We start from the raw sequence: 24,894 nt of genomic DNA on the forward strand, positions 1-24,894 counted from the left end.
AGCTTTTATATGTGATAAACTGTGTTGTCACTTTCCAAATATTTTATCTTTAGGTATGGAACTTTAAGATTAATGCATAATTTAATGCAAAGCCTGATTAACTTTTTAATTAACGATGCTTATGCACTCATTCTACAAGTGAAGTGGTTTTTTGTGTTCTAATACTTATCTTTTGATGATTTGGATTACGGAAATTTGGTAACTGATTCTAAACACATGTAATTTACATTAGCTTTATTCCATCATCACGCATTTTTATCAGTAATTGCTGAAAGAATACGCTTTTAAAATCGGCTTCAACATAAATGCTGCTTATCCAGGCCAATACTTTAATTTCCATCACATCGGCTGCAACGCTATTGAGCAAAACCTCCGGAGGCAATTTTTTTATTGCTGAATCATTTTCGGATACAATATCGCCAATAATTTTCTCCAACTGTTTTAAATCCACCTCAGCAGAAACCTTGAAAAGGAGTTCGGTTTTGATGTAATCATTGCTGAGTGTCCAATTTACCAATCTGCCAGAAAGCAAATCTCCATTTGGAATAATCACTTCTGAGCCTTGCGGCGTAAGTAGTTTACTAGAACGAATGCCAATATCCCTAACCTTACCTTTTTTATCGGCTAGCTCAACATAATCGCCAATACGGAAAGGCTTTTCAAAAATCAAGATGATGCCTGAAACAAAATTGTTCACAATATTCTGCATACCCAAACCTATACCAACACCAAATGCCCCAAGCACAACCGTTAGTTTATCCATAGGTAAACCTGAAGCTGTAACGGCCAATAGCACGCCGATGATGATTATGACCAGGCGAACCAGCGCAACTTTTGAGCTTTTATGTCCGCTGGATTCATCGAAAGTTATTTTTTCTTCTCCAAATAACATTGGAACAGATTTTTGAAGTTTGGCTGCGCCATAAACAATAGCCACAAAAAACACAATATTCCCCAGTGTAAAATGGATACTACCAAATGCTCTGGGTTGGGCTAATACTGTAGCAACCCAATCCCAAAGTCCTCCAAAAATACTCAGGTTGATAAATAAAACCATCAACCAGATAATCAGACATAAAAAGGCCAGCAACTTTTTGACTTTGGCTTTTGATTTTATTGGGTTGATGCGTGAAAAGAAACCTTTATTGCAAGCGCTGATTTTCATTTGCAATTCAAAAGCATCAAGCATTATTTGCATAAAAACGGCTAATCCTATCAATTGAATAAGTCCGATAACACCTGTAACACCAAGTATTTTGGCCATATCTACCCGACCAAAAAGATTGGCAAAAACCGAAAAAATATTTAACAGTACCAATGTCCACAAAGCAAAACGAACGTGACGTTTAGAAAATTCGCGAAAAGTGGTTTTTTTCATCATTCGCAAACCAATCCAAATAAAAAAAGTATTAATGCAAACCATAACCAGCCTTAATGGCCAAGCTTCATCAACTGCTCCGTTGCCTAATATCAGTAGGATATACAAAGCAATAATTATCAGCCAGAAACGCAGTTGCCTTGGTTCCAGTATTTTCCATAAGTGTAGGGTAATGGTAAGCAGCAAAAGCAAAGAAATCAGCTCCATGTATAGTGAGGGAGATGCTGGCTCAAATAATGGCGTGATGCTAAAAAGCACAATAAAAGTAGCCAATATTGGATAGGGGCGAAGGTATTCGAAATGCAGTTCGCCAATTTTACGCTTAACCGAAACACGCTTTGAACTCCGGAAATTACGATGTACCCATATAAAAAAGGCTGTTGCGATAAGGATTGCAAGAAAACGGTTATCCCATGTACTGTTAATAAAATATTTAAGAATTTGCTGTTGACCTTGATAGGCGGCTATTATTAAATTACCGGTTGGAGCCACACTTGGGTTAAAAAACGGGGCTTCCCAAAGGTATGGCTCTTGCTTGCTCCAGGCTAATTTTCCAGATTGTGTTAACCGATCATCTGCCTGTGTGCGTAAATCATTAACTAAAATACCTAGCTCAGAACTACTGGCTAGTAATCTGTTTACCGAATCGAGATTTAATCCCGTTAGTTTGCCAGATTCCTGTAACCGCCTGCGTATATCGTTAATTTGCGAGGCATATAAAATCTTTTCGTCTTGTGCTGATACTCCGGTTTTTAATAAAGAATCTTCACTTAATTGAAGCACCTGATCGGTCATTTTTTGCAGCTCGTTGCTACCTTTTACCAATGCGCTATTAATTGCTTTCAGCTTTAAATCAGCATCTTTTAAAATTAATTCATAGCTCATTAGGCTTTTCGCATCGGGTTGCTCGCCCTTGGCTGCAAATGCTGCTTTCAATGGTGAAATATCGCCTTTTATGGCTTCAATTCGTTTTTGAAAACTTTGTAAATCGTAACCTCTTTTGTTGGCTGCATTAATTTCTGTTATAGCAGCTTGTGCAGCTTGTATGCGGAAAAGCAGCGTATCGGGCATTGCTTTAACAGAATCAGTTTCAGCTAAGCCATTTTTATCATTCTGCCAGGCGAAACTATTTAAAGATATAAACGAACATATTAGCGCAAACAACAATTTTAACATGAACTTTTTTCCCATATCTAATTTTACTTTTTCTTAGCGGACTTGTGCCCATGAACAGCTTGCAAAGATTGCTGCCCTTGTTCTACTTCTATTTCTTTTATGGATACTGCGTGCGAATCCGGATGTATCTCTGCACCATACACTAGTGCGTATGCTTTAGTAAACTCTGCACCAAAATAAAGTATGATAGAAGAGTAATATGTCCAAACCAAAAGTACAACTAAAGAACCGGTTGCACCAAATGCGCCACCCACATCTGTTTTAGAAATGTAAACAGAAATACCAACTTTACCGAGCATAAATAGCATGGCAGTAACTATTGCTCCCCACATAACGTCACGCCAGCGAATATTTGCATCAGGCAATACTTTGAAAATAACTGCAAAAATTGAAGAGATAACCACAAAATTTAGTGCCAGATTTAAAATGTAAAATACAACTACAGAAATCTGAGAAAATTGTGCCTGTAATCTCGAACTAAATCCATCCAGCAAAGCTGAAATACCTAAGGAAACCAGTAATAAAAATCCTAAACTAATGATAACGGAAAAGGAAAGGAAACGATTTTGTAGTAGTTTTAACCAGCCGCGTTTAGGTTTTGGTTTAATGCCCCAAATAGAATTGATGGAATCCTGAATGTCGGCAAAAACGGATGTTGCCCCAAGCAAAAGCGTAATTATACCGATAGTGAAAGCAATAGTTCCATTTCCACTTATGGCAGCATTTTTTATTAAATCTTGTACCTGCTTAGCCGCTGCGGCACCTAAAAACCCCTTTAATTGCAAATATACCTGACCTTCAGCTGCTTCGCGACTTAGAAATATACTCATTAAGGCAATAACTACAACCATTAAAGGTGCCATCGAAAATACGGTGTAATAAGCAAGTGAACCACTAAGTTTAGTCACTTTATGGTCTGAAAATCCGCCGAAGGCAGCCTTCAATACACCTAAAATACCTTTAAAATTTAGTTTCTGATGTACGGATTCTTCAGCCTTTTCTTCCTGCTCAAAATCTCCAATCCAACTATCAGATTGCGTTTGTTCAATTTTTAAAGGTTGCATTAAAGCGTTGAGATTTTTATGTTTTTTAATCGTTTTTCCTGGCTTCGTTAACTTCGCCATGGCAAGTTTTGAAGCTTTTTTCAATAGAAAACGTTTTATAAATCCAGTTTTTTTGAATGCTGTTTTACCTAGTAATTCAGATACAATTTCAGGAACAAATTTACCTCCTATATCTGAAGTCGAATCGAGCTTACTTTCAACCGGGCTTTTAGAAATAGCATCGCTTAAACCACCCGGTATGTTATTTAGTAGGTTTTTAGCCTGGATAATAATTTCCAAATTGCTGGCTTCAATGCTGCGGTTCAGTACATCTATTTCAGCCTCCAGCTTGTCAATATCCATAATACGGCGGTTAATTTGCTGAACGCTCATAATGTTTTCTTAAATATTTACGGATGGTGAAATTGATGAGTTGCGGTTCAATAAATCGGCTTTTAAAAATGCCAACCAAAAGCGCAATTAAAATGTAAAAACCAGTTAAACTACCAAAACCAATAACATAATTCGATGTAAGTTCTGATATTAAAAATCCAAAAGTTAAGGAAGCAAAGAAAAATGCAAGCAATGCAAAAACAAATAATAGTGTATTAGTTATCAAATCTGCAACAAGTCTGGATGCTTTGGATATAGTCAGAAGTTTGAGCTTTTCGAGTCTTAAATCGAGATTTTTTTTAAAACTTTCAAGCAAAATGGAAACTTGAGTAGGGTTTGTATTCATAAAATTTTGATTTCGCGGGGATAATTAAGCATCTAAAAATAAATGAGCGTTACACTCATCTATAGTTAAGCAACCTCAATAAATTTATATTGTTTTCTTTTTTTTGATGTCTTGTTGAGGCAAACATACCTTCAAGAAAATTCGATACATCCAAATAAATTTTAGAAATGGATGTTCTAAGTTCACATTGTGGATATTTAATAACTAAATTTTAGGAACCGCGTTTGTTTTGATTTCCTCAGCTTTAGAAGGCTTAAAGTTAAAAGTTAAAAGTAAAAAGTTGAAAGTTAAAAGTGTGAAGACATTAAAAAGTCAAATATTTACGACCTAATAGCCTTACACGTTAATCCTTTCGCCTTTTACCTTATATTTACCGCATGAGTAATTACGATATTGTATCACAAGTTATAAAAGAACGTCGCAGTATTTTTCCGGCTAGTTATATTAAAAAAGAAATCACTGTTGAGGTTATTAATCAGATTTTAGAAACTGCAAATTATGCACCTACACACAAATTAACGCAGCCATGGCGATTTACAGTTATCAGAAAGGCTGGTTTGGCAAAGCTAGGAGCAGAGCTTGGAAGATTATATAAAGATTTAGTTTCTCCTCAAAATTTTCTACAAAAGAAATATGATAGTTTTGCCGAAAAAACCAGTCAGGCAGATTGTGTAATTGCAATAAATATGGCTGTTAGTGGTAAAATACCTGAATGGGAAGAGCTTGCTGCAGTTTCTTGTGCAGTACAAAACATGGCTTTAACCGCCGAAAGTTTAAAAGTGGGGGCTTACTGGAGTTCGCCACCGTTAATTCATGATTTAGGCGATTTCTTAGGTTTGAAAGAAAATGAAAAGTGTATTGGTTTATTCTATATGGGTTATCATAATGAAAAACCCTGGGCGCCTAATCGTACATCCATTGAAGAAAAAGTAAATTGGATTGAAGAGTAATTTTATTCTTTGTCATTGTGAGCAAAGCAGCTTAATTATGAAATATTAGGTTAGTTTTAAAAAGCATTAAGATTGCTTCCCCGAATTGTCGAGGCAGGCTGTGCCTCCCATTGACGACTTGTCTATTTCCTTATCCATTTTCCATCTTAAATTTTCCATCAAAACCATGTCTGCATTAAAATCTCAATTGTATCAACTCTGCTTAACTTTTATTCAAAATAGAATAGAAAATATTGAATATTCTATGCAGCAAGCTCGGCAGGCATCAAATGATGATACTAAAAGTAGTGCCGGAGATAAATATGAAACCACCCGCGAAATGATGCAGCAGGAAATGGATAGAAACAGTAAACTACTCTACGAAGCCGGACAACAAAAAATAGCTTTGCAACAAATTGAAAATGTAGATGCTGCTAAAGAAGTAAAGAATGGCAGCTTGGTGATGACAACTGCAGGTAATTTCTACATCAGCATTAGTGCAGGAGAATTAAAAGCCAACGAACAGACCTTTTTTGCCGTATCTCAGGCCGCACCAATTGGAAAACTATTTATTGGCAAAAAAGTAGGTGAGGAACTAAACTTCAACGGGAAAAAGTATTTGATTAAGGATATTTTTTAAGATTTGCGCAACACTCCGTTCAGTTGTCATGTTGAGCCTGTCGAAACACAAGTAGCTGAGTGTTTTCTTTTACCTGAATATTGAAATATCGCATTCTACAAATGGTTTGTGAAGACACAAACCATGGAATTCGATTTGCGCAACACTCCGTTCAGTTGTCATGTTGAGCCTGTCGAAACACAAGTAGCTGAATGTTTTCTTTTACCTATATATTGAAACACCGCATTCTACAAATGGTTTGTGAGGACACAGACCATGGAATTCGATTTGCGCAACAATCTGTTCAGTTGTCATGTTGAGCCTGTCGAAACACAAATACCTCAATATACAAATGGTTTGTGAAGACAAGACCATGGAATTTATTTTGTATTAAGATGCTGAAACAAGTTCATCAAAACGAAATTGAGCTTACATGCCTATGGTGGTTCAGATTTAGGAACGAGCCCGGCATCAGTATTGTAATTAAAAATTACTGAATTTTCATCCGCTCGGCAAATGACGGAGTTAAATAACCTTTTAAATCCGAATAAGGAATGAAAACTACAATTTGTCCTTGTGCGTAACTTGCAACTTCGTATGGATTATACATAAATGCCAATCCATTAGCGTTAAAGTAGAAGTTTTTATTAGGCTTTATAAAATTATCAAATAATACGCTGTTCAATTGTTCGCCAGTTTTTATGTTATAGTTTTTACGCATATTTTTCTCGACTATTTTTTGCAAGGTATTCGAATCAATCTTAACAATATCACTCAAAACCATTTGCTTTTTATTCTTTACATCAAAGCAAAACATCGTGCTACCATAGTTTCCATGTGCACCGCCTGTATACGCATCTGCTAAAAAATCAATCACTACAAAATGATTATCGTTATATGAAATAGATTGCTGGCTGTTGTTTGTATAGTTCATCCACTGCAGAAAACCTCTGTCTTTGCTACTTTGTTGCTGGTCTTTTATTTGTGTTTTGTAATCTTCAAAATAGGCACTCGTTATTTTTTTAAATCCGATTGATCTATCACTTTGCGCCATTTCGTTTCCGAAAATTTTCTTTAATTGACTATCTAACCACGTGCTTTCAACATCCTTATTTACAGGTTTTAGATATTCAAAACTGATTTTTGCATAAGGAGATTTTTCATCATTTACCATTGCCTTTATCGAATCCTGATAAATGTCGGCAGTAAACTGATAACTACCTTCCGGATATTTTTCAATTAAAGTAACCGGGAAACTTTTATTGCCCTTGTCATTTTTCCAGGTTCCATTAAAGCCATTCCCAGTCCATTTTAAACTTAAGGTAGTTTGCTGAGCATCCTTATCAAAGTAGTAATCGTAAAATCCATTTTCAAATAAAACCACACTATCCTTACCAATCAGCGTATCGGTAGAAAGATTTAACCACGAACTTTTAAAAGAATATACACCACTGTAATCATCATCCACTTTTTGTAAATGCATTACAACCGGTTTTCCATCAATTGTACCTTCTAATCTTTTATAAAATGTTGCACTTAGTTCTTTATTAGTAGCCTCAATTGAATCTTTTCCTCCGCTTTTTCCATCACTTTTAGTGTTGTTACAAGCAGAAATGAGCAAAAGACCAAAAAGGCTTAGGTAAATTATGTTTTTCATATAAAAAGGATAGTGGATGATGTTTTTCTATTAAAGCTACAGTTATGATTTAGCTTTTGTTTTATTAAAACTTTTATTGATGCTGTAATATAAATTTTTAGCGGTGTATCTTCCCGGGTCAATTATTCTTCTGATGGTGTATAAGGGATAATTTTCATCTCTCGCTGTAGATAAAATAAAAGCGGCTTTAAAGCCATGCTCTCTTAATTTTGGTAAGTTGGCAACTTTGTAAACTCCATACGGATACGCAAAATACTCTACCTTTTTACCTGTAATTTGTGCTAATTTTTTAGTTGGCTCATCAATTTGGGTTTTCCAATCTTCATCGTTAAACTGGGCGAAATTTTTATGGTCGTAAGTATGACTTGCTATTGTATTTCCTTCATCAGATAATTGCTTAATTTGTTCTTTCGTCATGTAATTAATGCGCCCTTTTCTGCCAATAGAAACCGTCATAATAAAATAAACACCTTTAAAACCATGTTTTTTTAAGGTGGAGTTACCAACTGTAAATTGGTCTTCGTCAGTATCATCAAATGTTATCATGATTGGCTTTTCAGGCAGTTTTTTTCCATAAACAAGATAATCGTAAAGCTGATCTGGTAAAACTGAATGATAGCCGCTATCTGCTAACATTTTTATATGTTCTCTAAATTTATTAGGTGCAATAATATCATCATGCGCTCTTTTGCTATCGCTGGCGATATTATTTCTAATTTGATGATAGCATAAAACGGGAACCTCTCTTCTGGCTAAAATAGTTTTGGCGTCAGCAGGTTCTTGCTTTGCTGTATCTGTTTTATTGCTGCTAACGGCTGCTGCATTTTGGTTTGTACCTTTACTTTTAGAATCTGCATTGCATGATGCCAAAACTATCAAAGAAGCAAAGATGAATAATTGAAAACTTTTATTTAAGTACATGGTGAGCAAGTATTTTTTGTACATCATATACATTTACAGATTTATTAAATTGCTTTTTTATGCTGGGCAGCGTTTCGCTAGATATCCATATTTTCAATTCAGCATCTAAATCAAAAGTTCCGGCAGTTTCTATACTAAACCGGCTTATGGCTTTATAAATTATGCTTTTATACTCGGTCTTATTCCCTGTTATACCCTGTTTATCAATTAAAATTAAGCGCTTATTGGTGAAAATAAAAGTATCTCTAATCAATTTGAAGCCAAGTTCAATTTGTTCACCATCAATTAACAAGCCACTATAATCTTTTATTAATTGTTCTTGATTAACTGCGCCTGCGTTACCAAGCAATGCTGAAAATAAACCCATACCTAAAAACTATTTTTAATGCTGTTGCTAAGTGTTTTTGGACTCCAATAACCACTAGCAATAATTCTGCGGATGGTAAATAACGGGTCTTTTTCGTCACGCTTGGTAGAAAGTTGATAAGCCATTCTAAAGCCGCGTTTCTTTAATTCAGGAATTCCTTCTGCATTCCATAAACCAAACGGATAGGCAAACTCCGTCATTTTTTTACCAGTTATTTCTTCTAATCTTTTTGTTGGCTTATCCAATTGTTCTTCCCAATCTTTACCAGCATATTTTTTAAAGTTTTTATGGTCGTAGGTATGCGAGCCGATAACATTACCTTCATCAGAAAGCTGTTTTATCTGATCGCTACTCATGTAATCTACAAATTTTCCTTTTTTACCGATAGAGACGGTCATAATGAAATAAACGGCTTTATAGCCAAGTTTTTTAAGAGTTGGATTTACGATGGTAAACTGATCTAAATCTGTATCATCAAAAGTTAGCATAATTGGCTTGCTTGGTAAGGCAGCGCCAGTGTTTAAATAGGCATAAAGCTGATCGGGCAAAATGGTATGGTAGCCACTATCGGCTAACATTTTCATCTGGTCTTTAAAATTTTGTATTTCCACAATGTAGTCTTTACCAACTTTCCCGTCAGTAGCTTTCCAGTTTCTTACCTGATGATAGCAAAGAATTGGCACTTGTTTTCTTGCTAAAATGGTTTTTGCATCTGCAACTTTAATTTTTGAGACATCAATCGTCGAGGCTGGAGCATTATCGGTTTGAGCAGTTAAATTTGTAGAATCAGCTTTTTTATCAGCTTCTGTTTGAGATTTTGATTGGCAGCTACTCATTAAAATTGCACTGGCAGTTATAATGGTTAGTATTTTGAATTTCATGTTTTAGATTTTTATCACAAAACTAAAAAAACTGCAAACTATTTAACATCAAAACCTGCAGTGTTGATAAATATTTGATGCAAGAGGAGCGTAACTATCGCATTTATTACACATCAATTTTAAGTTTTCTATTATTAATAAATATTTTTGGCCACTAAAAATCAACTAATTAATGAATAAACTTTACAAACTAGTTTTTTTTGCGCAAATAATTTCCTTTTCGGTAGCTGCGCAAACAAAAACGTTTACTATTTCTGAAAATGTTGCCCCACAACCAAAGGCAAATTATCAGTTAGCATCGCGATTTTCGCCAAATAAATTAAAGAAGATGGTTTATTCTACATCAGTAGATCCGCATTGGCTTAAATTAAGTAATCGTTTTTGGTACACGTTCGAAAATCCGAAAGGAAAATTCTGGTATTTGGTAGATCCGGCAGCAAAAACTAAAAAACAAATTTTTGATAATGCAAAGCTGGCTGCAGATATAACTTTGATTGTTCGCGACCCTTTTGATGCTGAGCACTTGCCTTTAGATGAGTTTAAGTTTTCTCCGGATGAAAAAAGCATCACATTCGAGGTTAAAAGTACCATCGAAGAATTGAAGCAGGATAGAAAAGACAAAAAAGCTGCTGATTCGATGCAGAAGAAAATATTCTCTTTCAGATATGATTTAGCGACAGCTAAATTAACTGAAATACCGAATTATACTAAGCCAAAACCCAAACCCAAATGGGGTTCGGTGGCACCAGATTCATCAGCAATTATCTTCTCTCGCAATTATAATTTGTATTGGATGGATAAAGAGAATTACAAAAAGGCAGTTAAAAATGAAGACGACAGCACTATTGTAGAACATCAGCTAACTAAAGATGGTGTAAAATTTTATTCTTATGGTAGTGATGGCGATGGGGAAAATAACGTAGAGAACGAAAAAAATAATAAAAAGCGTCGTGGTGCTTATGTGCTTTGGTCGCCAAATTCTAAATATTTTGTTTTAGATAGAACCGATTCGCGTAAGGTTAAAGATTTATGGGTAATTAACAGTGTAACACCTGGTCGCCCAACTTTAGAAACCTATAAATATCAAATGCCGGGCGAGGCTGAAGCACCAAAGGATGAAACCTTGTTATTTGATTTTGCGGCGAAAACTTCAAAAAAGCTAAATCTTTCGGCTTTTAAAGATCAAACCATTGGTGTTTGGGGCAAACCAAGTTTAGTTAAAGATCGCGATAATGAGTTCCGTCCATCGGTTTGGTTAGGTAACGATAGCAGGTTGTACTTCTCTCGCACAAGTCGCGATTTAAAGCGTATTGATATCGGTACGGTAGAAATTGCAACAGGAAAAGTTACCCCTTTAATTGATGAACGTTTTAACACTTATGTTGAAGTTAACCGTCCGGGTTTAGTAAACAATGGAAAAGAACTGATACATTGGAGTGAGCGTGATGGCTGGGCACATTTTTACCTTTTTGACGAAAGCGGAAAGCTAAAAAATCAAATTACAAAGGGCTCTTTTCATTGCGAAAGCATCGTAAACATTGATGAGAAAAATCGTGTTTTATATTTTACGGCAAATGGAAGAGAGGCTAAAGAAGATCCATACTATTTACACTTATACAGTATCAATTTTGATGGTTCAAATCTTAAATTGCTAAACCCGGGTGATTTTGATCATGCATCGAGCATGAATGACAACAATACATTCTTTGTTGATAACTACTCGAGGGTTAATACTGCGCCAAAATCCAGCGTTTACGATAAAAACGGTAGAAAAGTAATGGATTTGGAAACCACAGATTTATCTTTATTAATGGCTGCCGGTTACAAATTTCCTGAACCATTTAAAGTAAAAGCCGATGATGGAATAACCGATTTATATGGTGTAATGTACAAGCCATTTGATTTCGACCCAACGAAAAAATATCCAATTATCGAGTATGTATATCCAGGTCCGCAAACGGAGGCAGTTAACAAAGCCTTTAGTAAAAGTATGGATCGTACCGAGCGTTTGGCTCAATTTGGATACATTGTAATTACCGTTGGTAACCGTGGTGGCAATCCATCTCGTTCTAAATGGTATCATACTTATGGTTACGGAAACCTTCGCGATTACGGTTTGGCAGATAAGAAAACTGCAATTGAGCAGTTGGCTTCAAAATATTCTTATATAGATGAAACCAAAGTAGGCATCACCGGGCACTCGGGTGGTGGTTTTATGTCCACCGCGGCAATGTTGGTTTATCCGGATTTTTTTAAAGTTGCGGTTTCAAACGCAGGGAATCACGATAACAGCATTTACAATCGCTGGTGGAGTGAAAAGCATCACGGCGTAAAAGAAATTGTTTCTTTAAAGGGTGATACTTCTTTTAAATATAGCATTGATAAAAACCCCGATTTGGCTAAAAACCTTAAAGGCCATTTATTGCTGATGCATGGCGATGTTGATAATAATGTTCATCCGGCTAATAGTATTCGTGTTGCAAATGCTTTAATGAAGGCTGGAAAGCGTTTTGATTTCTTAATTATTCCTGGTCAGCGACATGGCTTTGGTGATATGACGGAATATGCTTTCTGGAAATTGGCAGATCATTTTAATAAATACCTTATCGGAGATTTTTCAAATCCTGAAGATGTTGATTTAACAGAAATGGATAGAGATATTGAGAAAACCGGAAAGTAATTGACGAGTTTTTAATAATAAAGAAGAGGCTGTCTCAAAAAAAAATTGTTTTTATCAGGCTAATTATATTTCGAATAGCCGTCATTCCCAATTTAATTAGGAATCCTAAAGCGATATGTAAAGCGCTTTAGGATTCCGGCCTTCGTGGGAATGACGATAAAACGAAATAAAGTTTTCTTGTAAATTATGATATAGTTAAGACAGCTTCTTTTTCATTGATTTTAAATTTCACTTCGCGTGTCATGCTGAACTTTACCCTTTGGTCTGTGTGCTCAGAGACCATTTATATAATGTTTCGGTCTGTGGAGACACAGACCAAGGTTCGGGAATCAAAATATTAAATTACAAATGTTTGGGTTTGAGATTCTGGCTTGCTCGTTCAGCAATTTCGTTAATTCTTTTTTGTCTTGTTTCAGATTGTTTAGCCATAACTATCCACTGTAAAATTGCTTTCCGTGTAGATTTACTTAAGCTCAAATAAAACGCTTTTGAGTTTGGATATTTTGCGAAAGCTTCCTCCAAATCATTTGGGATAATTAATTGTTCAACTTCATCTAAAATTGTCCAAGAACCGTTTTGTTTTGCTTTCTGAATACTTGCAAAACCGGCTTCGGTCATTAATTTTTTTTCAATTAACTGAACTACTTTATCCTTATTTATTTTAGACCATGTACCATTGGGCTTCCTCTTACTAAAAAACTGAATAAACTTTTCTTCGTCAATCGTTTTTCTGATGCTATCTATCCAGCCAAAACACAAAGCCTCTTCTACAGCTTCTTCCCAGGCAATTGTGGGTTTGCCCGAACTTTTTTTATAACAAATTAACCAAACAGATTGAGAAGAAATGTGATTCTTAACTAACCATTTTCGCCAGGCGGCTTTATTTGTTGGGTAAAAAGTATCAATATTGCTGTCAGCCATTTTATTGTGTCAATTTTAAAATATCATCAACTTCCAAAATTATTTTTAGAATATCCTTTTGATACCACATTAATCATGGCTTTGCCAACTTCAGCAAGTTTTAGCGTTTTTGCTGAGATAAAAGGCGAAACTAATGGACCCAAAATTTTGTAAATTGTCTTTACATTTTTTTGTCCTTTTGTACCTTTCATAATCGCAGGGCGAAAATTATATTGATTTTTAAAAGGCAGCTTAAGCAGGGCATTTTCAGTTCTACCTTTTAATCTTGCCCACATTACTTTTCCTTTTTCGGAACTATCTGTCCCACTTCCAGATACGTAAATAAAAGTTATATCAGGTTTTACTGCAGAAAGCGTTTCGGCAAAAGGCACTACAAAATCGTAAGTCTTTTTGGTAAAACTTTCTTCATTTTCGCCTACGGAACTAACGCCCGCACAGAAAAAACAAGCATCATAATCTTTCAGAATATCTAAATAGTTTTTGATTTCAGCAAAATCCTTAACAATCAATTCCCTTAGCTTCGGATGTGTTGATTTGTATTTTTTCTACCAATCACCAATATTTCGGCAACCGCTATATTTTCTAAACATTCTAATAAAATTCCTTCGCCAACCATTCCGGTTACGCCAGTTATCATTACTTTCATTATTTTAAATTACTGAACTTTATAAATCATTTAACGAGTCGATGCCTTGTTCTTTCAACTTTTGCAAATGTTCTTTCATGGTTTCTACTTGCTCAACAGGATGTCCTTGCCAACTGCTCACTTCCCCAACTACTTTAAAAGGATGTTCTGAACGATAAGATTTGGTAGGATTGCCTGGAAATTTCTTGTCCGTTAAATCAGGATCATCTTCAATTGGTCCGGTTGGTTCTACAAGGTAAATTCTTTCGTTTCCATCTCCAATCGATAATTCTGCTCCCCAAATGGCGGCATCCAAATTAGCCGATAGAAAAATATATTTGGCATTTATTCTTTTGCCGAAGTTAGAGTTAAAGCCAGGTGTTATAAATTCACCTATTGTTAAATCAGCTTTTGTGCCATGAAAATAAGTTTGGATAAAAGGCGTGGGGCAGTTTTGATTTTTATTTATCTCCATATTATTTTCATTCATTTAAATTTTTTACTTAATGCTTAATAATTCTTTCATGCTTCCCTCGAAATTGTAATATTATCTAGTATAAGCGTACTCGTGTCTTTTAATCCATTCATCTTCAGGATTAAATTTCACATACTTTTGTTTTTTGTAAACCTTATTGCCAACAGTATATATGTGCTTTATGGTAGCAGGTTTATTTTCATTTCCATCTGTTCCCATTGTTTCAGTAATGATTTCAGTGTTGCCTGTTAACATTCTCTTGTGTGATATTACCAGCTCATCATTCAGTAGTTTCCCGTCTGTAGAGATCATGATTGTGTCTACTGAATTTGCATTCATTTCATTAGGATAAATGTTAGCGAAACTAAATTTGTTGGTTTTCCCAATCCTTTTAACCACAATGTTTGCCGGCATAGTATAAGGTTTTCCAGTTGAATAATCTAAGTAAGTTAAAGAGCCATTCCAATCTCCTGAAAGACTTTCAAAATCTTTCAGTAGATTATTGTAGGTCTTTTGGGCATTCACAACTGATGTTAAGCAAATTGCTAGGGCAACTATATAGAACTTAATCTTTTTCATTTGTTATAATATATCTTTCTGACATTAGACATTTATTAGCATGCCTAGTACTACTATATCTTACTTAATTTTGGAGTTTAATTTTTTATTTTGGTAATATGTTAAGAGCATCAATGCAATTCCGCCAATTAGTGTTAGAAAAAATATCGTTCGCTCTCTTTTTATAAAATCTTTAGGATTTAATACTAATTTATTGTTTTTTTCTATTTGAAAAATCTCCAGGTTTAGATTATTTGTGGATTTTGAACGATTGTAAAAGATTTTAATCTTATCGCCAACGTAAAGGCTATTATCTAAGGATGTGTAGTTCTGTTCTGGATTGTATACTGCAAGTGTTTCATTAAGTCCAGTAAGTTTTAGGTAAAAGGCTTTTTTAGTTAATGATGACCTATAACGCCCACTAGTTGATGTTAAATAGGACGTAATGCCTTTCGTTTCAATTATTCCATCGAATTTATCGGCTTTATTTATATCTCGCCAACCGTTTTGATACTGCAAAAAGGCGACAAATAATAGAATGCCGGCTAAAAAAACTCCTCCAGCAAAATTTAAAATTCGCTTAATGGGTTTTGAAATTCTAAACATTTTTAATTTATTATAAAAATTACTCTGCATTAATCGTTTTTTTGTGAATTATATTTTTTTGCTGTTTAATACTTCAATTGGCTCAATTTCCATCCCCGAACGCAGCAAATTTTGTTGTTGGGTTTTGGTATAATACGAGTAATACAATTAATCTTATTTAACATTTCTAATAAGTTGCCTGATTGATGTTAAATGCCCAAATAAAACAATTGGGACTATGAATGTGGGTAACCAACTAAAAGGAAAATTTAGAATTGCAATATTTGGCTGGTCGAAAGCAAATTTTTGAATAGGTGAGGGTGCTGATAAAAGTGCATTTAAAACAATATTTAATAGGAGGCCAAGGCAAATAAAATTCCATAATAAAATTATTCGCCTATTCAGTTTTACTTTTGCAAAGCCGAAATATGCAACTATTGGTGCAGTAATACCAGCAATAATATCAAAATTTCTGCCTTCAAAAGTCATTAATTCTGGAATTGCTTTATTGATAAAAAGCCAATACAAAACTATTTCAACTGGTATTCTCACAATGTTTAGGTAAGTGAGGTTTTTGAGTGGCAAACTGTCAATAAATTGTTTTCCTTTTGTTGTTACAAATAATAAAATGATAGTTAAAATTGTGGGCAGAATCCCTATCAACATAATTTTTGGTGGAAATGTGTTTGTATCAGCATTATAAATATTTATTAAAGTTAAAAACGCCTGAAGTGCCAACCAAATTGATAAGCCGATAAAAATTGGCCTTGCTTTTTTTCTCGTCAATTCAGAATTTGATTTTCTTATTGTCCACGTAAAAAGCAGTAACGTAGCGATTGTAGTTAGCCCGAATACTACAGAGATGTATATAGGTAAATTATCTATCATATCAATTCATTTGATTTTTACTACTTATATTAGAATCAGCTTATACATTGGAGTTTTGTTTTGAACTGATTGAAAATCTCTGCCATCTATTGCATTTTATAATAAAGCTTTCGAAACATCAGTATTCAGTTTCTTTTGCACAGCTTTGTCTAAATTCTGAAAACCTTTACTAATATAACCAAACTCTAGTTAAATAGCCCTGATAGTAATGAAAAGCCCGCATCCCGATTTTTCTTCGGGAGAGGACTTTTAATGAATAGCAGGACTAACCATCGACAAAGGCATCTGAACATGCGCTTCAAAACAAATTTGCAAGATAGAATGCCCAAAATTTTATAAATTACCTTCAAATTATTTTTTATGAAGAAAACCTTGATTTACTTTTCGGCTTTGGCTATTGGTTTTTCGGCTTGTAAACAAAGTTCTGAAACCAGTGCAGATGCTCCAGATTCTTTAGCAATAAAAGCCATTAACGATACAAGTTTAACACGATATTTATCGGTTATTGCGGCAGATAGTCTGGAAGGTAGAAAGCCTTTTACCATGGGCGAAACGAAAACTATTAATTATTTAAAACGTGAATTTGAAAAATTGGGATTGAAACCCGGAAATGGCGATAGTTATTTTCAGGAAGTGCCAATGGTAGAAATAAAGTCTGTTCCGGAAGATAAAATGGTTTTCCAGGCGGAAGGAAAAACCTTAACCGCGAATTATTTAACTGAATTTGTAGCTGGCTCTCGCCGGGTGCAGGAACAGGTAAACATTAAAAATTCGCCTCTGGTATTTGCAGGTTACGGAATTGTAGCGCCAGAATACGGATGGAATGATTATAAAAACCTTGATGTAAAAGGCAAAACCGTTGTGGTTATGATTAATGACCCTGGCTTTGCAGATTCGACTTTGTTTAAAGGCAAAAACATGACTTATTACGGCCGCTGGACCTATAAATTTGAGGAAGCATCCAGACAGGGTGCAGCAGGCATTTTAATTATACATGATACAGAGCCTGCAGCTTACCCTTGGACAGTTGTTAGAAGTGGCTGGTCGAAATCGAAGCTCCAGCTACAATCGCCAGATAATGGTATGAACAGAACTGTTGTTGAGGGCTGGATTGGTTTGGATATAGCTAGGAAATTATTTGCTTTAGGGGGACAGTCGTTCGAAACTTTAGCGGGCATGGCCCGAAAAAAAGATTTCAAAGCCGTTGATTTAAAGTCTACAACCTCGCTAACTGTCAAAAATAAGATTAAAAAATCTGTAACCTACAATGTTATTGCGACAATTCCGGGCAATAAGCGTAAAGATGAAGCCATTATCTATTCGGCACATTGGGATCATTTGGGTGTGGGCGAAAAGGTTCAGGGCGATTCTATTTATAATGGCGCTGTAGATAATGCTACCGGTGTGGCATCTTTATTTGAAATTGCAACAGCGTTTAAAAAACTTCCTAAAACTCAAGAAAGAAGTATTGTATTTATTTCATATACCGCAGAGGAACAAGGTTTATTAGGTTCTGAATATTATGCAAAACACCCAACGTTTCCGCTTAATAAAACAATTGCAAATATAAATATGGATATGATGGGGCTTGCCGGCAAAACCAAAGATATTGTGGTTTACGGTTTTGGTCAATCTGAACTGGAAGATTATGCAGCAGTATCGGCAAAGAAACAAAATCGGGTAATTGTACCAGATCCGGTTCCTTCATCGGGATTATATTATCGTTCCGATCACTTTAATCTGGCGAAAGTTGGTGTACCATCTCTATTTACAGGTTCTGGTGTAGATAATATTAAAAAAGGAAGGGAATGGGGTTTGAAGCAAGTTGCCGATTTTACAAAAAACCGTTACCATTCGCCGCAAGATAATTTTGATGCAAATACCTGGGATTTATCAGGTATTGTGGAAGATGTTAGATTGGTGTTTGATTTAGGTTATAAGCTGAGCAATGAAAGCCATTATCCGAAATGGAAGGAAGGCTCTGAATTTAAAGCAATCAGGGAAAAGAAATAGTTTCTCGCTTTTTTCAAGCCACAGATCCTCAGAATTCCCTGGCCTCTGCTCAGGATGAACAGATATATAAGAGGTAGCTTGATTTCCGTGTATTCTGTGCTTCCATGGCAACTAATTTTAGCCACAGATGCTCAGATTTCCTTCGACTCCGGTAACGATGAGAAGGTGCTAATATTTTGTCTTAATTATTAGTTTGGACAAAGCCAGAAATAGTAACACAATTAATCTGTTAATCTGTGGCTTAACTTTGAAATAAAAAACCACAGATTCGAAGATGTTTATATCACCTGAAAACCTGTGGTTTCTTTGTTGAATTTATTTTTTTAAATACTAAAAGTGGAACATTACACCTAATTTAGGCGCAAATGTATCAGCTTCTAAACCAAAAGAGTTTGTAGTTACTTTAGCACCACTCGCTTCATTTTTAGCCTGGAAATTTTGGTATCCTAAACCATTAACTGAAACTTCGATGCCGATTCTTTTAGTTGGGAAAAACGCAAAACCTGGTGCAACGTTTACACCGATTGATGTGGTTGAGGCAACTTTAGCGCCTGTATCGCCATTTGCAGCTACAACTTTGTTTGAACCGAAAGCCATTGGCACAGATAATTGTCCGAAAAATTTAAACTGATCTGATAAGCCAACGTAATAGCGACCGAAAGGAGCAACTACAAACGCTTCATTTTGCGTTAACCGGCTAACTTCTTTATTTGATTGATAACCTACACCTGTACCAATTGCGAAATTGTTATCTACAAAATAACCAACACTTGGTATAATATTAAAACTAACGTCTGATTTTGCAGCACCTTCTACTTTAGTTGAGTTGAAACCAACACTACCGCCTAAAATTACTTTACCTTTTTCTGTTTGTGCATTAGCACTGTACACTAAACCCGCAACTGCTACTAATGATAATAATAGTTTTTTCATCTTTTTTGTTATTTATTTGTTTAAAGAATAGCCATATTTTTACTTTTTTAACTTCTGACTATATCTGGCTAAAAGTCAACACTTGTGCCAAAATTGTTGCTTTAAGTCATTAAAAAATCAGGTTATAGCTAACATGTTTATTAGTAAACAGATATAAATTTGATGTAAAATCAATATTATTTTAGCATGACCGAAAATTAATCAATTGATTAATTTTCGGTCATGACAGCTATTGACAATCTGACTTTTTTTGTATAAATGTCAGGTTGTTACAGGTCTATTGTGGCAGGTTTTTTTGGGATAGCTAATTACACTTTAGAGGCTGAAATTAAATTTTCAACTTTTCTTTTGATAAGACTTAACGTTTTCTCATCCGTAAGGTTTCCGTTTTCATCAAATTTATTTTGAGCTTGGGCAATCAAAACCTCTGGCTGTAAAACCGGGTTCATGTTCAAAAAAGTAAAAACCGGTAAGAAAGCAGTTTGCATTCTAACTGTTCCCCACATGCCTTGCGTTGCTCCAATTAAGGCTACAGGTTTATACATCAAAGGAGCATCTTTTCCTCGGCTGGCCCAATCTATAGCATTTTTTAATCCTCCGGGAATAGAGAAGTTATACTCTGGCGAGGAAATTATAAAAGCATCAGCAGTGGCAAGTGCATCTCTAAACTTATTAACCGATTCTGGTCGCTCGGCAACTTCAGGAATATCAATATCGCCGTTATAAACCGGAACATCATTAAAGCCTACAATTTCAAAATCAATATCTTCAGGAATAAAACTGCTAGCTACTTTTAACAACTTTGCATTGTATGATTCTTTCCTAAGGCTACCACATAAGCCAACAATTTTTCTTTTCTTTTCCATATTTCTTAAACTAATTAAAGCAATTAAAAGTTTATTGCAATCTAACAACTAAAAAGCGTAATTGCCTATATTTGCAACAAGCGCTCATTTTATGATAGATTCATCCCCCACAAAAGCAAGTATAGAAAAAACAGTTTTCCCAATTCTTTTCGCCTTAAGCTTTTCGCATCTACTAAATGATACAATACAATCTTTAATTCCAGCAATTTATCCTGTAATAAAAACAAATTATCACTTAAGTTTTTCGCAGATTGGATTAATTAAGTTAACGTTTCAATTAGCAGCATCGCTATTACAGCCTTTTGTTGGTTTATATACCGACAAAAAGCCGCAACCATATTCATTGGCTACTGGTATGGGTTTCACCCTAATTGGTTTAGTTACCTTATCTCAGTCTACGCATTTTTACACGATGCTGATTTCGGTTTCGTTTATCGGTATCGGTTCCTCTATTTTCCATCCCGAAGCTTCCCGAATGGCACAAGCCGCATCTGGCGGAAAAAGAGGTTTAGCGCAGTCTGTTTTTTAATTGGGTGGCAATGCCGGTAGCTCGCTTGGGCCTTTGTTAGCCGCCTGGATAATTGTACCACACGGACAAATGAGCATTATCTGGTTCTCGGCAATTGCTTTATTAGCGATTGTAATTTTAACTTACGTTGGTAATTGGTACCAAGGCTTTGTTTTATCACGAAGTAAAAAATCCACCATCCAAACGGTTGTAAATCAGTTTTCGAGGGAAAAAATTATTTTTTCTGTGAGTATTTTGTTGTTTTTAATCTTCTCGAAATACTTTTACATGGCCAGACTAACTAACTATTTTACTTTCTATTTGATAGATAAGTTTGATGTATCGGTTAAAACCTCGCAACTTTATTTGTTCATATTTTTGTTTTCTGTAGCAGCAGGTTCTTTGTTGGGCGGGCCAATAGGGGATAAAATAGGAAAAGGAAATACGTAATATGGGCATCAATATTAGGTACGGCACCATTTACGCTTTTATTGCCTCATGCAAATTTATTTTGGGTTGGTGTTTTAATTGTTCCTATCGGGATGATTTTAGCCTCAGCTTTCTCTGTAATTTTAGTTTATGCTCAAGAATTAATTCCCGGAAAGGTAGGTTTGGTTGCAGGCTTATTTTTCGGTTTTGCCTTTGGGATGGGTGGTATAGGTTCGGCCTTATTGGGTAAATTGGCCGATAGAACAAGCATCGAATACGTTTTTAATATTTGTGCATTTTTGCCGTTAATTGGTTTATTAACAGGCTTTCTTCCAAATATAGAAACGAAGAAATAATAAATAGGGATGATTTTTAATGGTTATTTACCTAAATCGAAAGCTACACCGGCGTTTACCGTAAATTGGTTGTTCAATCTTTCGTAACCAATGGTATCGGCATTATATTTTGCAATTGGAAATTGAGCTTCGGCAAAAAGGCCAAAACCTTTAGAAAAAAATACTCTACCGCCAACATGACCGCCAAAGTTTTTTAAACCAAGGTTTAAACCAGGATAAACATCTACATTTGCTGGTAAGCCAATTACACTACCTAAATCTGCATTAAATCTTGCTTTCAAATCAAATCTATCGCCAAAACCAGGTTTATCAATACCAACAAACTTTTTTACACCTAAACTATAACCAGCTTGTGCCCCGATAGAAAAACTTGGCCCTAAACCATAATCTAATGAGGTAACAATTCCGGTTCCCCATTTTTGGAAGCTTGCACCAATCTGATATCTTAAATCGTCTTTACCTGTGTATGCATCAATCTGTGCATTTACTTGCGTATAACCCAGTACCAATAAAAATAAACTTGTAATAATCTTTTTCATTTTTCTCATGATAAATATTTAAGCCGCAAAGCTAATAATTTCTCACAACTTATGGTTGTAACTGGTTTTGATTAAAAGATTCTGTTAAAGAAGCGAATTAAATATTTTTTCACATGAGATGACTAGACATATATCATGAAAAAAAAAGAGGCTGTTAATTAACAGCCTCTTTACAATTATAATTTATTTTTAATTATGCCTTCTGATTCAAGAATACAAAATTGTGGTCGAACATGTCGAGTTTGATTTTGCTATCCTTATCAACTTTTCCAGCTAATATTTCTTTAGAAAGTTCGTTCAAAATTCGCTTCTGTATTACTCGTTTAAGCGGTCTTGCACCAAATTGAGGGTCGTAACCCAATTGTGCTAACCAATCTAAAGCTTCTGCCGAGGCATCCATTTCTATGCCCATTTCGGCTAAAGTTTGCTGAACATGTTTAAATTGCAGTGAAACAATATTTCTAATTTCGCTTCGATTTAATGGCGTAAACATTATCAGTTCATCAATTCTATTTAAAAACTCCGGCCGAATCGTTTGCTTCAAAACCTCAAACAATTCATTTTTAGTTTTTGCTATAACTTCATCACGGTTTTCATCATCCAGGTTTTTAAAGTTATCCTGAATTAAATGTGCTCCGATGTTTGAGGTCATAATGATGATGGTATTTTTGAAATTTACCGTTCTGCCTTTGTTATCCGTTAAACGGCCATCATCCAAAACCTGTAGTAAAATGTTAAATACATCCGGATGCGCTTTTTCAATCTCATCCAATAAAACAACAGAATAAGGTTTACGTCTAACAGCTTCCGTTAATTGCCCACCTTCATCGTAACCCACATAGCCCGGAGGCGCACCAATTAACCTCGAAACAGCGTGGCGCTCCTGGTACTCACTCATATCAATACGAGTTAGCGCATTTTCATCATTAAATAAAAATTCTGCTAATGCTTTTGCCAATTCTGTTTTACCAACACCTGTTGTACCCAAAAATATGAATGAGCCAATTGGTTTGCGTTTATCTTGTAAACCCGCACGAGAGCGTCGTATAGCGTCAGAAATCGCTTCAATTGCTTCATCTTGTCCGGCAACACGTTGGTGCAATTCAGCCTCAAGATTCAGTAATTTTTCGCGTTCACTGGCAATTAGTTTTGTAACCGGAATACCTGTCCAGCGGCCAACTACGCCAGCGATATCATCAGCCGTAACTTCTTCTTTAAGCATTCGGCTATCGCTCTGCTGGCTTTCTAAATCTGCTTTAAGCTTTTCAAAGGTGTCTTGTGCTTCCTTAATTTTACCATAGCGAATTTCTGCTACTTTTCCGTAATCTCCGGCACGTTCGGCTTGTTCGGCTTCCAGTTTATATTGCTCAATAAGCTCAACCTGATTGTTAATATTATCAACCAGATTTTTTTCACCTTGCCACTTTGCTTTTAATTCATCCCGCTCTGCTGATAAATTTGCAATATCTTCTGTAAGTTCTTTAACCTTTTTATCATCTTTTTCACGCTTAATGGCTTCACGCTCAATTTCCATACGCATAATTTCGCGGTCCAGAGCATCAACGTTTTCAGGTACGCTATCCATTTCCAGGCGAAGTTTCGAAGCCGCCTCATCCATCAAATCAATTGCTTTATCTGGTAAAAAGCGGTCGGCAATATACCGCTGACTCATTTCTACGGCAGCAATAATGGCCTCATCTTTAATCCTCACTTTGTGGTGGGTTTCGTAACGTTCTTTTAAGCCACGCAAAATCGAAATTGCATCCTGCGTATCCGGCTCTTCAACCATAACTTTCTGAAAACGACGTTCAAGCGCTTTATCTTTTTCCAGATATTTTTGATATTCATCTAAAGTAGTTGCCCCAATAGCACGTAATTCGCCACGAGCTAAAGCCGGTTTAAGTATGTTTGCGGCATCCATTGCGCCTTCTCCGCCACCGGCGCCAACCAAAGTATGTATCTCATCAATAAATAAAATGATGTCACCATCGCTCTGCGTAACCTCTTTAACTACCGCTTTTAAACGCTCCTCAAATTCACCTTTGTATTTAGCGCCGGCAATTAAAGCACCCATATCTAACGAGTAAACGGTTTTACTTTTCAGGTTTTCGGGCACATCACCTTTAATAATTCTAAAAGCAATACCTTCGGCAATTGCCGTTTTACCAACACCGGGTTCACCAATTAAAATAGGGTTATTTTTCGTTCTGCGAGATAAAATCTGAATCACTCTGCGTATTTCCTCATCGCGACCAATAACCGGATCTAACTTTCCGCTTTCTGCATATTCGTTTAAATTACGGGCATATTTCCCTAAAGCCTGGTAAGTAGCCTCCGCATTTTGGTCGGTTACGCGATTGTCGCCACGCAACTCTGTAATTGCTTTTTTTAAGTCTTTTTCGTTTACACCTTGCTCTTTTAGCAATTTAGCTGTGCTATCATTAACGGCTAATATGCCAAGTAAAAGATGTTCTACAGAAACAAATTCATCTTTAAATTCTTTTAAAAATGATTGCGCTTTTTGTAAAACATTATTTGTATTTGATGACAGATAAACGTTGCTTCCGCTAACTTTTGGAAACCTCGAAATTTCTGCATCTAAATTTTGATTTAAAACACTAAGATTTACGTTTAATTTCTTTAAAACATAAGAAACCACGTTTTCATCAACAGTAAGCAAACCTTTTAAAAGGTGTGCCGTTTCAATAGCCTGCTGCTGGTTGCCTTGGGCTATTTCAGAAGCCTGTTGAATTGCTTCCTGGGCTTTTATTGTATAATTGTTGAAGTTCATATAACCGTTTTAATCAA

Annotated in this window: 22 protein-coding genes and 1 pseudogene; 5 read left to right on the top strand and 18 right to left on the bottom strand. The window is 35.5% G+C overall.

Annotated elements, in window-relative coordinates; translation table 11 throughout:
* Window positions 1-223: 223 nt before the first annotated feature.
* The 3 genes from LUA86_RS07385 to LUA86_RS07395 are packed head-to-tail and all read right to left on the bottom strand — an operon-like array spanning window position 224 to window position 4,336.
* A complete protein-coding gene (locus LUA86_RS07385; protein WP_231459965.1) occupies window positions 224-2,569 on the bottom strand; it encodes a mechanosensitive ion channel family protein in 2,346 nt (781 codons plus the stop codon).
* An 8-nt stretch (window positions 2,570-2,577) separates the two neighbouring features.
* The gene (locus LUA86_RS07390; RefSeq protein ID WP_231459966.1) at window positions 2,578-3,990 is read right to left on the bottom strand and encodes a YihY/virulence factor BrkB family protein; all 1,413 of its coding nucleotides are present in this window, start codon (window positions 3,988-3,990) and stop codon (window positions 2,578-2,580) included.
* A complete protein-coding gene (locus LUA86_RS07395) occupies window positions 3,971-4,336 on the bottom strand; it encodes a hypothetical protein (RefSeq protein ID WP_231459967.1) in 366 nt (121 codons plus the stop codon). Before LUA86_RS07395 ends, LUA86_RS07390 begins: the two co-directional genes overlap by 20 nt.
* Before the next feature lie 377 nt (window positions 4,337-4,713).
* Between LUA86_RS07395 and LUA86_RS07400 the strand changes: the two genes are divergently transcribed.
* Both LUA86_RS07400 and LUA86_RS07405 read left to right on the top strand, forming a co-directional pair.
* Window positions 4,714-5,286, top strand: coding sequence for a nitroreductase (locus LUA86_RS07400; protein WP_231459968.1), 573 nt, complete (start codon window positions 4,714-4,716; stop codon window positions 5,284-5,286).
* Window positions 5,287-5,452: 166 nt separating this feature from the next.
* Window positions 5,453-5,905 carry a 3-oxoacyl-ACP synthase gene (locus LUA86_RS07405; RefSeq protein WP_231459969.1) on the top strand — a complete coding sequence of 151 codons (453 nt, stop codon included), beginning with the start codon at window positions 5,453-5,455 and terminating at the stop codon, window positions 5,903-5,905.
* A gap of 469 nt (window positions 5,906-6,374) precedes the next feature.
* On the opposite strand, the gene LUA86_RS07410 is transcribed toward LUA86_RS07405, so the two are convergent.
* Genes LUA86_RS07410 through LUA86_RS07425 form a run of 4 tightly spaced genes read right to left on the bottom strand, consistent with a single transcriptional unit; the run spans window position 6,375 to window position 9,710 of the window.
* Window positions 6,375-7,541, bottom strand: a complete 1,167-nt coding sequence (locus LUA86_RS07410; RefSeq protein WP_231459970.1) for a DUF3298 and DUF4163 domain-containing protein — start codon at window positions 7,539-7,541, stop codon at window positions 6,375-6,377.
* 42 nt (window positions 7,542-7,583) lie between these two features.
* The gene (locus tag LUA86_RS07415; protein ID WP_231459971.1) at window positions 7,584-8,462 is read right to left on the bottom strand and encodes a polysaccharide deacetylase family protein; all 879 of its coding nucleotides are present in this window, start codon (window positions 8,460-8,462) and stop codon (window positions 7,584-7,586) included.
* Window positions 8,449-8,829, bottom strand: coding sequence for a PH domain-containing protein (locus LUA86_RS07420; protein ID WP_231459972.1), 381 nt, complete (start codon window positions 8,827-8,829; stop codon window positions 8,449-8,451). The genes LUA86_RS07415 and LUA86_RS07420 overlap by 14 nt, the downstream gene beginning before the upstream one ends.
* Before the next feature lie 2 nt (window positions 8,830-8,831).
* Window positions 8,832-9,710: a polysaccharide deacetylase family protein gene (locus LUA86_RS07425; protein ID WP_231459973.1), complete on the bottom strand. Its 879-nt coding sequence runs from the start codon at window positions 9,708-9,710 to the stop codon at window positions 8,832-8,834.
* A gap of 172 nt (window positions 9,711-9,882) precedes the next feature.
* Here LUA86_RS07425 and LUA86_RS07430 point away from each other — a divergent pair, with 172 nt between their 5' ends.
* A complete protein-coding gene (locus LUA86_RS07430) occupies window positions 9,883-12,390 on the top strand; it encodes a DPP IV N-terminal domain-containing protein (RefSeq protein WP_231459974.1) in 2,508 nt (835 codons plus the stop codon).
* A gap of 342 nt (window positions 12,391-12,732) precedes the next feature.
* Here the strand turns inward: LUA86_RS07430 and LUA86_RS07435 are convergent, their stop codons facing one another.
* From LUA86_RS07435 to LUA86_RS07460, 7 genes are all read right to left on the bottom strand, one after another.
* Window positions 12,733-13,311, bottom strand: a complete 579-nt coding sequence (locus tag LUA86_RS07435) for a YdeI family protein (RefSeq protein WP_231459975.1) — start codon at window positions 13,309-13,311, stop codon at window positions 12,733-12,735.
* Between the two features lie 26 nt (window positions 13,312-13,337).
* The gene (locus LUA86_RS07440) at window positions 13,338-13,820 is read right to left on the bottom strand and encodes a nucleoside-diphosphate sugar epimerase (RefSeq protein ID WP_231459976.1); all 483 of its coding nucleotides are present in this window, start codon (window positions 13,818-13,820) and stop codon (window positions 13,338-13,340) included.
* A gap of 5 nt (window positions 13,821-13,825) precedes the next feature.
* Window positions 13,826-13,957 (bottom strand): hypothetical protein, encoded by a 132-nt coding sequence (locus LUA86_RS19225; protein WP_255713391.1) that lies wholly within the window; start codon window positions 13,955-13,957, stop codon window positions 13,826-13,828.
* Between the two features lie 19 nt (window positions 13,958-13,976).
* Window positions 13,977-14,411 (bottom strand): NAD(+)--rifampin ADP-ribosyltransferase, encoded by a 435-nt coding sequence (gene arr, locus LUA86_RS07445; protein ID WP_304622660.1) that lies wholly within the window; start codon window positions 14,409-14,411, stop codon window positions 13,977-13,979.
* A gap of 72 nt (window positions 14,412-14,483) precedes the next feature.
* Window positions 14,484-14,990, bottom strand: a complete 507-nt coding sequence (locus LUA86_RS07450) for a hypothetical protein (RefSeq protein WP_231459978.1) — start codon at window positions 14,988-14,990, stop codon at window positions 14,484-14,486.
* 60 nt (window positions 14,991-15,050) lie between these two features.
* Window positions 15,051-15,605, bottom strand: a complete 555-nt coding sequence (locus tag LUA86_RS07455; protein WP_231459979.1) for a hypothetical protein — start codon at window positions 15,603-15,605, stop codon at window positions 15,051-15,053.
* 123 nt (window positions 15,606-15,728) lie between these two features.
* A complete protein-coding gene (locus LUA86_RS07460; RefSeq protein WP_231459980.1) occupies window positions 15,729-16,442 on the bottom strand; it encodes a hypothetical protein in 714 nt (237 codons plus the stop codon).
* Window positions 16,443-16,802: 360 nt separating this feature from the next.
* Between LUA86_RS07460 and LUA86_RS07465 the strand changes: the two genes are divergently transcribed.
* Window positions 16,803-18,455, top strand: coding sequence for a M28 family metallopeptidase (locus LUA86_RS07465; RefSeq protein ID WP_231459981.1), 1,653 nt, complete (start codon window positions 16,803-16,805; stop codon window positions 18,453-18,455).
* A 330-nt stretch (window positions 18,456-18,785) separates the two neighbouring features.
* On the opposite strand, the gene LUA86_RS07470 is transcribed toward LUA86_RS07465, so the two are convergent.
* Window positions 18,786-19,388 (bottom strand): outer membrane beta-barrel protein, encoded by a 603-nt coding sequence (locus tag LUA86_RS07470; RefSeq protein WP_231459982.1) that lies wholly within the window; start codon window positions 19,386-19,388, stop codon window positions 18,786-18,788.
* A 308-nt stretch (window positions 19,389-19,696) separates the two neighbouring features.
* Window positions 19,697-20,254, bottom strand: a complete 558-nt coding sequence (locus LUA86_RS07475; protein ID WP_231459983.1) for an NADPH-dependent FMN reductase — start codon at window positions 20,252-20,254, stop codon at window positions 19,697-19,699.
* Between the two features lie 91 nt (window positions 20,255-20,345).
* On the opposite strand from LUA86_RS07475, the pseudogene LUA86_RS07480 reads away from it, so the two are divergent.
* Window positions 20,346-21,547 (top strand): annotated as a pseudogene (locus LUA86_RS07480) (MFS transporter).
* A 23-nt stretch (window positions 21,548-21,570) separates the two neighbouring features.
* Here LUA86_RS07480 and LUA86_RS07485 read toward each other — a convergent pair.
* A complete protein-coding gene (locus LUA86_RS07485; RefSeq protein WP_231459984.1) occupies window positions 21,571-22,086 on the bottom strand; it encodes a DUF6646 family protein in 516 nt (171 codons plus the stop codon).
* Between the two features lie 193 nt (window positions 22,087-22,279).
* Entirely contained in the window at window positions 22,280-24,877 is a 2,598-nt protein-coding gene (gene clpB / locus LUA86_RS07490) for an ATP-dependent chaperone ClpB (RefSeq protein ID WP_231459985.1), read from the bottom strand.
* Window positions 24,878-24,894 lie beyond the last annotated feature (17 nt).

Origin of the sequence: Pedobacter sp. Leaf132 (assembly GCF_920984695.1) — a bacterium.
GTDB lineage: Bacteria > Bacteroidota > Bacteroidia > Sphingobacteriales > Sphingobacteriaceae > Pedobacter.

Excerpts from the sequence above, each read along its gene's own strand:
- arr (WP_304622660.1), bottom strand. The coding sequence starts at position 14,411 with ATGGAGATAAATAAAAATCAAAACTGCCCCACGCCTTTTATCCAAACT.
- LUA86_RS07430 (WP_231459974.1), top strand. The coding sequence starts at position 9,883 with ATGAATAAACTTTACAAACTAGTTTTTTTTGCGCAAATAATTTCCTTT.
- LUA86_RS07465 (WP_231459981.1), top strand. The coding sequence starts at position 16,803 with ATGAAGAAAACCTTGATTTACTTTTCGGCTTTGGCTATTGGTTTTTCG.
- LUA86_RS07450 (WP_231459978.1), bottom strand. The coding sequence starts at position 14,990 with ATGAAAAAGATTAAGTTCTATATAGTTGCCCTAGCAATTTGCTTAACA.
- LUA86_RS07420 (WP_231459972.1), bottom strand. The coding sequence starts at position 8,829 with ATGGGTTTATTTTCAGCATTGCTTGGTAACGCAGGCGCAGTTAATCAA.
- LUA86_RS07455 (WP_231459979.1), bottom strand. The coding sequence starts at position 15,605 with ATGCAGAGTAATTTTTATAATAAATTAAAAATGTTTAGAATTTCAAAA.
- LUA86_RS07460 (WP_231459980.1), bottom strand. The coding sequence starts at position 16,442 with ATGATAGATAATTTACCTATATACATCTCTGTAGTATTCGGGCTAACT.
- LUA86_RS07435 (WP_231459975.1), bottom strand. The coding sequence starts at position 13,311 with ATGGCTGACAGCAATATTGATACTTTTTACCCAACAAATAAAGCCGCC.
- LUA86_RS19225 (WP_255713391.1), bottom strand. The coding sequence starts at position 13,957 with ATGAAAGTAATGATAACTGGCGTAACCGGAATGGTTGGCGAAGGAATT.
- LUA86_RS07410 (WP_231459970.1), bottom strand. The coding sequence starts at position 7,541 with ATGAAAAACATAATTTACCTAAGCCTTTTTGGTCTTTTGCTCATTTCT.
- LUA86_RS07470 (WP_231459982.1), bottom strand. The coding sequence starts at position 19,388 with ATGAAAAAACTATTATTATCATTAGTAGCAGTTGCGGGTTTAGTGTAC.
- LUA86_RS07400 (WP_231459968.1), top strand. The coding sequence starts at position 4,714 with ATGAGTAATTACGATATTGTATCACAAGTTATAAAAGAACGTCGCAGT.
- LUA86_RS07385 (WP_231459965.1), bottom strand. The coding sequence starts at position 2,569 with ATGGGAAAAAAGTTCATGTTAAAATTGTTGTTTGCGCTAATATGTTCG.
- LUA86_RS07390 (WP_231459966.1), bottom strand. The coding sequence starts at position 3,990 with ATGAGCGTTCAGCAAATTAACCGCCGTATTATGGATATTGACAAGCTG.
- LUA86_RS07485 (WP_231459984.1), bottom strand. The coding sequence starts at position 22,086 with ATGAAAAAGATTATTACAAGTTTATTTTTATTGGTACTGGGTTATACG.
- LUA86_RS07405 (WP_231459969.1), top strand. The coding sequence starts at position 5,453 with ATGTCTGCATTAAAATCTCAATTGTATCAACTCTGCTTAACTTTTATT.
- LUA86_RS07475 (WP_231459983.1), bottom strand. The coding sequence starts at position 20,254 with ATGGAAAAGAAAAGAAAAATTGTTGGCTTATGTGGTAGCCTTAGGAAA.
- LUA86_RS07425 (WP_231459973.1), bottom strand. The coding sequence starts at position 9,710 with ATGAAATTCAAAATACTAACCATTATAACTGCCAGTGCAATTTTAATG.
- clpB (WP_231459985.1), bottom strand. The coding sequence starts at position 24,877 with ATGAACTTCAACAATTATACAATAAAAGCCCAGGAAGCAATTCAACAG.
- LUA86_RS07395 (WP_231459967.1), bottom strand. The coding sequence starts at position 4,336 with ATGAATACAAACCCTACTCAAGTTTCCATTTTGCTTGAAAGTTTTAAA.
- LUA86_RS07415 (WP_231459971.1), bottom strand. The coding sequence starts at position 8,462 with ATGTACTTAAATAAAAGTTTTCAATTATTCATCTTTGCTTCTTTGATA.